Annotated in this window: 2 protein-coding genes; both read left to right on the top strand. The window is 41.9% G+C overall.

Going from position 1 to position 10,352, the window contains the following annotated elements; translation table 11 throughout:
- Positions 1–375 (top strand): phosphopantetheine-binding protein (locus BM176_RS31975; RefSeq protein WP_143097982.1); only part of this gene is annotated, 375 nt, incomplete at its 5' end.
- 42 nt (positions 376–417) lie between these two features.
- Positions 418–10,352 (top strand): non-ribosomal peptide synthetase (locus tag BM176_RS31970; protein ID WP_090108483.1); only part of this gene is annotated, 9,935 nt, incomplete at its 3' end.

The raw sequence follows: 10,352 nt of genomic DNA, 5'->3' as shown, positions 1-10,352 counted from the left end.
GATACTTTACCGTTATCATCTAATGGGAAGGTTGACAGGAAGCGGCTACCGGATCCGATGGGATTGGGAATGTCTACAGGTACAGCTTATGTAGCCCCTCGTAATAAGACAGAGGAAACATTAGCAATGATCTGGGCAGAAATATTAGGAAGGGAAAAGATTGGTATAAACGATAATTTCTTTGAACTGGGTGGTCATAGCCTGAAAATTGCACAACTTATTCTCAGGATTAATGCTATTTTCCTTATAAGGATCAGTTTTCCAAACATCTATAAGAACCCTACTGTCGCCGGTATAGCCGCACAAATTCTGTTCATCCTCGACCAGAATAAACAAAAACAGAAAAAGGAAAAGTTGACTCAGATAGAAATATAAATCCCATTAACACATTATCAATAATCTAATCGTAATTAAAATATGGAAGCGTTATTAAAAGATATTAGAGACAATAATATTTTACTGGAAGTTGTTGACGGTAAATTACAGGTTTTTACCAGCGAAACCCAGATAAACCCTGCACTGATAAATGCTATCAGAGAGCGGAAAGAAGAGCTTATCCAGTTCTTATTAAATAGTGATCAATCGGGATTTACTGATTCGTTTAAGTTAAACATTCCTGCCGTTCAGGAACAATCCAGTTATCCGTTATCATCTGCCCAGAGAAGGCTATGGGTATTAAGTCAAACCTCAAAGGGAAGTGTTGCATACAATATGCACAGCGTGTATGTATTGGAAGGGGATTTGAATCATGACGCATTTGCCGCAGCATTTAAATCTCTGCTGGAAAGACATGAAAGTCTTCGCACTGTTATTAAAGAAGATGAACAGAAAGAAATCAAACAGTTTATACTTTCTTCTGAGCAGATAGACTTCCATGTACAGCATGTTGATATGCGCAACGAAACAGCGCAGGAAGAAATATTGAGAAATAATGTACAGCAGGAACTAATCAAACCTTTTGATCTCACTGCAGGCCCCCTGCTGAGGGCTGTACTTTTTCAGGTAGCAGATAATAAATGGGTATTCAGTTATGTGATGCACCATATCATCAGCGATGGATGGTCCATGGGCATTTTAATCAATGAACTATTGACACTGTACCATGCGCATGCTAACAATACGGCTAATACCTTACCGCCATTGCGTATACAGTATAAAGATTATGCTGCCTGGCAACAGGAACAACTGACAGGCAACGGCTTGAAAAATCAGAAGGCATACTGGCTGCGGCAGTTTTCAGGAAACCTGCCCGTACTGGATCTTGCCGGTGATAAAGTAAGACCAGCAGTAAAAACATATAATGGTGGTATCATTACCCGGAGAATAAATGCAGCCTTGTTAAAAGCTGTAAAAGAAATGAGCAGGAAACAGGGGGCTACGCTCTTCACCGCACTGCTGGCTGCTGTTAACGCCTTATTGTATAAATATACCCATCAGGAAGATATTATAATCGGTAGTCCCATTGCAGGCAGGGATCATATAGATCTTGAAAACCAGATCGGCTTTTATGTGAATATGCTGGCGCTGCGTACTTCTTTTAACGGGAGTGATAACTTCACGGAACTGTTTGAAAATACCAAACAGGTTACATTGCAGGCATTCGAAAATCAGGCATACCCTTTTGATGAACTGGTAACAGCCGCCAATCTGGGTAAGGATATCAGCAGGCATGCCTTATTTGATGTGGTAGTCGTATTACAGAATACCGGTACCGGCAGCAATCTTAACGGTGTGAAAAAGATAGATGATATCACTGTCAGCAGTTACGCTGGTACAGAAAGAGTTGTGAGCATCTTCGACCTGCGGTTTGATTTTAAAGAAACCGGAGATGAGCTGGACGTTAAAATAGACTACAATAATGACATCTATAATAAAGAAACAGCTGAAAGATTAGGTGATCATTTCGTGCAGTTATTAACCGCTGCTGTCAATAATCCAGGCGTGCCGCTCAACGCTTTAAACTACCTGAGTGAAACAGAAAGTCATCAGTTACTGGAAGAATTTAATGATACTGCTGTCGATTATCCGGCTACTACCACCATCATTGATCTGTTTGAATCCCAGGTAAAAGAAACGCCCGGTAATACCGCCATTGCTTTTGAAGAAACGACGCTTACTTACGAGGAATTAAACAACCGTGCTAACCAGATTGCTCATTTCTTAATGAATGAGGTACAGCTGCAAAAGGAAGACGGTGTTGGGATATTACTGAACCGTCAGCCGGATTGTATAGCCGCCATGCTGGGGGTTTTAAAGGCCGGTGGAATGTACATCCCTTTTGAAACGGATACACCGGAAGAACGCCTGGATTTTATGGTAAAGGACACCGGCATCAAAACCATGATATCAGAAAAAGAATTTATTGAAACCCTGAACAGACTGCAATGGTCCAATGAATGCCTCGGAAGTTATTTATGCGTTGATTCAATAAATGTGTATGCCGAAAAAGAACAGGTGGAGAATGTGATGATGAGCCAGGAGTTATGGGATCATTTTGGTAGCGTAGCTGTTGACCAGATTTCCGGTGGTGGATGGATCAGCAGTTTTACCGGGCAGTCGATTGCTGCCGCGGAAATGGAAGAATATGCGATGAATGCGTATAAGAAATTATCCGGCTCCCTTCATAAGGAGATGAGGGTCCTGGAAATTGGCTGCTCCTCCGGATTAACCCTGAGCAAAATAGCACAGGATGTGGCCCTGTTTTATGGGACGGACTTATCACCGGTAATTATAGACAATACCCGTGCTTTAATAGCCTCAAAAGGTTTTACCAATGTAAAACTTAAAACCCTTGCAGCGCATGAAATAACAACACTGGACGAAAAGGATTTTGACCTGATCATCATTAACAGTGTTATTCAGCATTTTCACGGGCATAATTACCTGAGAAGTGTGATCAGAGATGCCATCAGCCTTTTAAAAGACAACGGCCGCATCTTTATCGGCGATGTTATGGATATTGAAAGAAGGGAAGCCCTGGTAAGTGAACTCGAAGCATTTAAAGCCGCCAATAAAGGAAAAGGATACAATACGAAAACAGATTTCTCAGCCGATCTTTTTGTTGCAAAAGGGTTCTTTGAAGACCTGACTATTGATGAAAGTGAGATCAAATCCGTGGATATACAAGAGAAGATTTATACCATTGAGAACGAACTGACAAAATACCGCTATGATGTAATTCTGGAAGTAAATAAGAAAGACCATGAAGTACGGACACATTCCAGGAACAAACATCAGTTCAGTAATGAAGTGCTTTTAAAACAGCCACTGAATAACCCTGCCTTACAGATCTCGGCTGATAACCTCGCATATCTTATTTATACCTCCGGTACTACAGGTCGCCCAAAAGGAGTAATGGTGCAACATAACAACGTGGTTCGTTTATTTAAAACCAATAAACCGCTCTTTGATTTTAATGCCGGTGATGTATGGACCATGTTCCATTCCTATTGTTTTGATTTCTCTGTATGGGAGATCTATGGTGCATTATTTTTTGGAGGTAAACTTGTAGTAGTGCCTAAATCTACCGCGCAGGATACAAAAACATTTGTAGAATTATTACAGCGCGAAAAAGTTACTATTCTGAATCAGACACCTTCAGCATTTTATAACCTGATAAAACAGGAAGCCGAAAACGAGATACCAGGCTTACAACTACGCTACGTAATTTTTGGAGGTGAAGCACTGAGCCCCGGCAGATTAAATACGTGGAAAGAAAGATATAACGGAACAAAGCTGATAAACATGTACGGCATTACTGAAACAACTGTACACGTTACTTACAAGGAAATTACAACCAGGGAAATTGAAAACAACATCAGTAATATAGGCCGGCCCATACCTACATTGAGCTGTTATGTGCTTGATCAGCAGCAGCAATTGGTTCCGGTAGGTGTGCCTGGTGAGTTATATGTAGGCGGCGCAGGCGTAGCAAGAGGTTATCTCAACAGACCTGAACTGACCAGCCAGCGGTTTATGGCCAGCCCTTTTAAAAACGGGGAAAGGTTATATCGCTCAGGTGACAAGGTGAGGATCATGGAAAATGGAGAGATGGAGTATATGGGCAGGGTAGATGACCAGGTGAAAATCAGGGGCTACAGAATAGAGTTGGGAGAAATTAAAAATATACTGGATAGCCATGAACTGATCAGTGAAGCGATCGTTATTGCAAAAGAAGACATGCAGGGCGATAAAAGCCTGGTGGCTTACATCGTTAGCAAGGAACGCCTCACGATCACCGACGTGAGAAGTTACCTCGCTGAGAAGCTGCCTGAATATATGGTGCCCGCCTATTATGTAGAAATGGAAAGCCTGCCGCTGACGGTAAATGGAAAGGTCGATAAAAAGGCATTACCTGCACCGGAAGAAATGGGTATGACCTCCGGTATAAAATATGTGGCTCCGCAAACGGGACTGGAATCCAGACTGGTGAATATTTTCAGTAGCGTACTGAACATGGGGAAAGATGTTATCGGCGTGAATGATAACTTCTTCGCACTGGGAGGAGACTCTATAAAAGCCATGCGGCTGGTAGTGCAGATCAAACAGCAGCTTAGTCTTGGTATCACTATCGGTAAATTATATGAATACCAGACTATCCGTGAACTGGCACGCTGGTTGATTGATGGTACAGAAGAAGAAAGTATATATAAAAATCTGGATAAAGGATTAAAGAAAATTGAAAGGGTAAAGGAACTGATTGAGAATGAAAACCTGCTGGAAAACAGATTGCCTCTTTCCTATGAAGATATCTATCCGGTTTCCCAGGTAGAGCAGGGAATGATTTACTCATCGATGTTTAATACGGTTGATCCGGTTTATTATGATCAGTTTGTATTTTTTATAAAAGTAGATGACTTTAATAAATTTAAACAGGGAATAGCAACACTGGTGCTGCGTCATCCTATACTACGTACCCGGTTTTATATGAAGAGTTTCAGCCAACCGGTAAAAGCAGTATTGAGAGAAGTAGCATTGCCGGTTACATATGAAGACCTTTCCATGCTGACTAATGAAGCGAAAAAGGCAGCTATAACAGCTTATCTGAAAGATGATCTCAGCATCAGGTTGGATTTTGATAACGAACTACTCTGGAAGTTTAAAATCTTTCAGTTAGGTGGAGGAGAATGCAGTGCTATCTGGAGCTTTCATCATGCGGCACTCGATGGCTGGAGCGTTTCTATCTTCTGTAAAGAGCTCGCTGATTTACTGGCAGATGGTAATCCGGCGGATTTACCGGTTTTGAAATATAGCTATAAAGATTACTGTGCCATATTATTAGGTCGCGAAAAATCAAAGCTGCCGGATAGCTATTGGAAAACATTATTAGATGGTTATACACGCAATAAACTGCCGTTTAATTACAAGGGGCTTAAAGTTGGTAGCGAAACGGGAATGAAACATGTATCCCGGACGGTTAATGGGGATCTATTGTCAAAACTAACCAGCCTGGCCGCTCATCATCAGTTATCTTTCAAAGCTATCTGTCTGGCTGCTCATGTATATCTGTTACATATCATCTGCGCTGAACAGGATGTTATAACCGGTGTGGTTACACATGACCGCCCGGAAATTGAGAACAGCGAATATATTTTGGGATGTTTCCTGAATACCATTCCTATCCGGGTAGATTTTGATAAACTATCCGATATCCTGTCACTGTTAAAAACGGTTAACAAATATCTCACAACTGTGAAATCATACGAAGTTCACTTAAGTGAGATTGCAAAAATAATCGGAGAGAAGTCTTCTTCTGCCAATCCGGTTTTTGATACCATTTTGAACTTCACAGACTTTCATTTATATAAAGAGCTGGATACATCAGCTGTTAGAGCCGTAGATCCCACATTGGATGCTGCAGACATCTCTACCAACCAAATGACAAACACACTGTTTGATGTAGAGATCGATAAAACAAGGGATAGACTGTCTATTAACATTAAATATACTCCGGCTTACTTTAATGAGTCAGATGTACAGTACGCATTGGCTCTCTATGTGCGTATCCTGGAAAGTTTTGCTAAAGACGTGTCTACACCGGTTACTGCGCTGAACTTATTAACTCCTCCGGAAGTAAAAGAAGTACTGTTTGATTTCAATGATACCATAGCAGATTATGCCAGAGAGAAAACACTGCATATGCTGCTGGAAGAAATGGTGGAAAAAACACCAGACGGAATTGCATTGAGGCAGGATGGTATTGACATGACTTACCGTACCTTGAATAACAGGGCCAATCAGCTGGCGGCACATCTGATTGCACAGGGTATTCAACCGGGTGATAATGTAGGCTTGTTGGTATCCCGCAGCTTCGAAATGATCATAGGAATGTATGGTATATTAAAAGCCGGTGGTGCTTATGTACCGATTGACCCTGAGTATCCTACTGACAGGCAGGAGTATATCGTTCGGAATTCCGGTGTTACAAAAGTAATAACCGATGCACATTACCCTTTATCTGAGCAACTAACGGATGTTGCTTTTACAATAATCGATGAAAAACAATTGTCTGCCTGCAGTACGGAGAATCCGGGACTGCAGATAGATCCTAAACAACTTGCGTACACTATTTACACTTCCGGATCCACTGGTCGTCCAAAGGGAGTAATGATTGCACATCACTCAGTGATTAACCTGCTGGAATGGGTAAATGAGGAGTTTAATGTAGGCACGGCAGATCGCTTGCTGTTCATTACCTCTATGTGTTTTGACTTGTCTGTGTATGACATTTTCGGAATACTGTCTGTAGGAGGTACGCTGGTAATTGCCCGTCAGTCTGAAGTACAGAATGTAACAAAATTAAAATCACTGTTGTTAAATGAACGGATCACTTTCTGGGATTCAGTGCCTACTACCATGAATTACCTCGTTGGTGAACTGGACGTAGAGAACGATGGTTATCTGCAACATGACCTGCGTATTGTGTTTATGAGTGGCGACTGGATTCCGGTGCAACTACCAGACCGCATCAGAAAATATTTCCCTCAAACAAAGATCATCAGCCTTGGAGGTGCAACAGAAGGAACCGTATGGTCCAACTATTATCCTATTGATAAAGTGGGGGCATCCTGGAGCAGTATCCCTTATGGACGGCCTATCAAAAATAACTTCTTTTATATCCTGGACAATCAGCTGCAACCGGTTCCCAAAGGCGTGGTAGGTGAACTGTTCATCGGTGGTACAGGTGTTGCCGAAGGGTATGCAAATGATAAGGATAAAACAGCCTTTTCATTCAGGCAGGATCCTTTTAATAACAAACTGGGCGGCCGCATGTATAAAACCGGAGACCTTGGCAGGTTCATGCCGGATGGTAACATGGAATTTTTAGGCAGAAAAGATAACCAGGTAAAAATAAGAGGATTCAGGGTAGAGCTGGGTGAAATAGAAAGTATCTTATCGAAACACGATAAAATAAAAGAAGCGATCGTAGATGTGAATAAAGATGCATCCAACAATAATCAGCTTTGTGGTTACCTGGTGCTGAGTGAACCCGTGAATATTCAGGAAATCAAAGATTATTTGCGGGGTGCAGTGCCATCTTACATGATTCCTAACCAATACGTACTGCTGGAAAGTCTGCCGTTAAACAGTAATGGGAAAATAAACCGTAAAGCATTACCACAACCGGCACAGGATGGAAATGACCGTCTGACGGAATATATAGCTCCAGCAACGAGATTGGAAATGAATATCGCGACGATCTGGAAATCCATTTTGAGTATAGAAAGAATCAGCATGAGAGATGATGTTTTTGACCTTGGTGCCAATTCTTTGTCTGTTGGCGCATTTGTCAACAGGATTCATAAGGAAACCAATTTATCACTGAGCATTCCGGAAGTTTTCCTGAACCCTACGATTGAAGGAATGGCCGGCATTTTAGCGCATAAAAACAGCGGTACATTTGAAGGTATTCAACCGGTAGAAGCCAGTCAGTTCTACCCGTTGTCTTCTGCTCAACAGCAGTTATGGGTACTGAATCAGTTTGAAGAAGGAAACTTATCGTACCATATTCCTGGCGTATTCATGTTTGAAGGCAATCTGGATACGGCCGCATTCAGTGCTTCCTTTAACGCATTGCTTGAACGGCATGAAATTTTGAGAACTGTCTTTATGGAAGATGAAGATGGAGAGATCAAACAATTTATTCTCTCTCCCGCAGAAACAGGGTTCATCGTTGCATACAGGGATTTCAGGCACATAGGCCAGCAGGAAGAAATGATCAGAAAGGCTGTTCAGCAGGAGTTTGTTCAATCTTTTGATCTTACCACCGGGCCATTATTAAGGGCTAATTTATTCCAGATTGAAAATAACAAATGGGTATTTATTTATACCATGCACCATATCATCAGTGATGGCTGGTCCATTGGCATACTGATGAATGAGTTATTGGTATTGTATAATGCATTTATCAAAGGAGTGCCGCATACACTCAGACCATTGCGTATTCAGTATAAGGATTATGCAGCCTGGCAGCAGCAACAGCTAACCAGCAGCGCCTCCGCCATTGATAGGGATTACTGGTTGAAACAGTTGGAGGGAGAACTACCTGTATTGGAACTGACCGGTGATAAACCCCGTCCACCTATGAAAACTTTCAACGGCAGTACCCTTCATAAAATGCTGAATCCTGCATTAACTACCGGTCTGAAAGCTATTAGTCAGGAACAGGGTGCTACCTTGTTTATGAGTTTGCTGGCAATGGTGAACACCTTGTTGTATAAATACACGCATCAGGAGGATATCATTATCGGTAGTCCGGCAGCAGGAAGGGATCATGCAGACCTGGAAGATCAGATTGGTTTTTATGTAAACACGCTGGCACTCAGAACCCGCTTCAGTGGAGACAACAGCTACAGGGAACTGCTGGAAAATACAAAACAGGTAATGCTGGGAGCTTATGCTCATCAGTCGTATCCTTTTGATCAACTGATACATGACCTGAATATTCAGCGTGATATCAGCCGCGGAACACTGTTTGATGTAATGGTGATATTACAGAACAACAATATCTCCTACAACCGGCAGCCGGTAAATATGGGTGATCTCAAAGTGAGTGCTTATGAAGGAGGTAACAACGTAAATAGCAAATTTGACCTGGTATTTGATTTTATTGAATCAGGTGAAGAGATCTGTGCAAGAATTGAATATAATACGGATCTCTATAGCAAAGCATCCATTGAGCGGTTGGCTTATCACTTTGAACAGCTGGTAAGTGCTGTAATAACCCAACCCGGCGTATCTCTCAATCAACTGGATTATCTGGGTAGAGCAGAAAGAAATCAAATGCTGCATGCTTTTAATGATACCCGTACTGCATATCCTTCAAACAGCACTATCATAGAACTGTTTGAAGAACAGGTAATACAGACACCTGATGCGATTGCACTCATTTTTGAAGATAAAAGTTACACTTACCAGGCGTTGAATGAGCAGGCTAACCAGCTGGGACATTACCTGCGTAATAATTACGATGTAACGGCAGATGATTTAATTGGCATTCAGCTGGATCGTAGCGCAGCTATGGCTATTGCCATACTGGGTGTTTTGAAAAGCGGTGGAGGTTGTGTACCGGTAGATATTGAGTTGCCACAGGAACGTATCAATTATATACTGATAAACAGCAACTGTAAAGCGGTCATTACTAGTAATGATCTGGCAGCAGTAAGCAGTTACGGAAAAGAAAACCTCCCATCTGTCAACAGTTCCGTGGATCTGGCCTACGTGATCTATACATCAGGTTCTACAGGAGTGCCTAAAGGTTGTATGCTGGAGAATAAAGGAATCATCAATCACCTGTACAGCAAAATAAATCAGCTGGGATTAAACAGGGAATCGGTGATCTGCCATAATTCAGCCCTGCATTTTGTAGGTGGTATATGGCAGCTGCTGGCGCCGCTTGTAACAGGTGGAAAGGTAGTGCTGTGCAATAATGAAGAACTGAGAAATATAGAGAAACTGATCCAGTCAGCCAACACTCATCATACAGCAGTATTGGAAGTGATTCCTTCACAGTTGAATGAATATTTGTCCTATACGCCCACTATTCAGCTCGGGTGTGTAAAAACGCTGATCCTGACAGGAGAACGATTGAATACCCATTTTGTAAACAAATGTTACCAGGGCAATGAAGACCTTGAAATCATCAACACTTATGGTCAGACAGAGTTTTCTGATGTTACTTCTTCTTACTGTATTTCCCGGCATAATGATCGCCAGAATGTATTAATAGGAAGCCCTGTTCAAAATACTAAGATGTTCGTTTTATCACCCGGTGGAGCCTTATGTCCGATAGGTGTGGTAGGAGAGATCTGCACGAGTGGAGATGGTCTCTGTAGAGGATATCTGAATCAGCC

The sequence above is a fragment of the Chitinophaga sp. CF118 genome (genome assembly GCF_900112615.1).
In the GTDB taxonomy this organism is placed as follows: domain Bacteria; phylum Bacteroidota; class Bacteroidia; order Chitinophagales; family Chitinophagaceae; genus Chitinophaga.
This window is presented reverse-complemented; position numbering and strand designations above follow the sequence as displayed.